General features: G+C 37.3%; 3 protein-coding genes. All 3 read left to right on the top strand.

Translation table 11 applies throughout. From position 1 onward, the window contains the following. The coding region (locus AC2LE6_RS09015; protein WP_484478927.1) for a hypothetical protein at nt 1-223 on the top strand (223 nt) is incomplete at its 5' end. Nucleotides 224-253: 30 nt separating this feature from the next. Then, nucleotides 254-736 carry a hypothetical protein gene (locus tag AC2LE6_RS09020; protein ID WP_484478928.1) on the top strand — a complete coding sequence of 161 codons (483 nt, stop codon included), beginning with the start codon at nt 254-256 and terminating at the stop codon, nt 734-736. Nucleotides 737-753: 17 nt separating this feature from the next. Further along, nucleotides 754-972, top strand: a 219-nt coding sequence (locus AC2LE6_RS09025; protein ID WP_484478929.1) for a hypothetical protein, incomplete at its 3' end; no start/stop codon positions are given.

Raw genomic sequence — 972 nt, forward strand, 5'->3', positions numbered from 1 at the left:
CTCTCACTATCAAACCCTTGTTCGTTTAAATAGCGCATCAACATTCGGCAGATTCCCGGATCATCGTCAACAATCAAAATGTTTTTATTATCACTCATCATTTAATTATACGTCAGCATTGGGCAATATGGCGCTGGTTACAATTGGTAACAAAGCGTTTCCAATTGATTTATGCGGGAAATGTTCTGGTTACGTTGAAGTCTTATACTGGCGTCAGTTTTGAAAAATAATTTAATAATAACGGAGTAACAACATGAAAAAAATTCATAAAATTTTAGCAGTATCAACATTACTTTTAGGTTCTTATGCAGCACAAGCACACCTATCTAACCATGAACACCAACATGGTGACTTATACAATCAAGTACACGCAATGTCTGCTGCACAACAAGCAGATTTTAAACAAATGATGCATGACAATATGGACAAGATGAGTGCACCAGAAAAACAAGCGTTTATGCAAAAAATGCGCTCAAGTCAAGGATTTAACAGCATCGAGCAAAACAACATACATAGAAAAGCTGATGCACGTAACGTGGTTAATTCGATGTCAACAATGGAGCGTTCAGGGTTTATTAATATGATGCGTAGCAACATGAACAACATGTCAGATATTGAAAAACATGCATTTTTTGACTACATGGGTTTTGATGAGCAAGAAAGACACGAATTTTTTGAACGCTTAGGTGTTAAGCATCAAAACGGCCATAACAAAAAACACAATTGTAACGATTAATTATTAGGAGTATTGATATGAAAACAACAAACAAGGTATTAGCGATAGCAGTGTTGGTGTTAGGTGCGCAAGCTGCGCAAGCGCACATCGCTGATGGTGTCGAACATACTCACGAAGCACGCAGCCAATTTCAAACAATGTCTGCTACTGATAGGTTGAATTTTAGAGATGAAAATAAGGCTAATATGGAGCTTATGTCAGTGGAAGAAAGAGAGGCGTTTATGGCTGACATGAAC

This window comes from Candidatus Izemoplasma sp. (genome assembly GCF_982632705.1).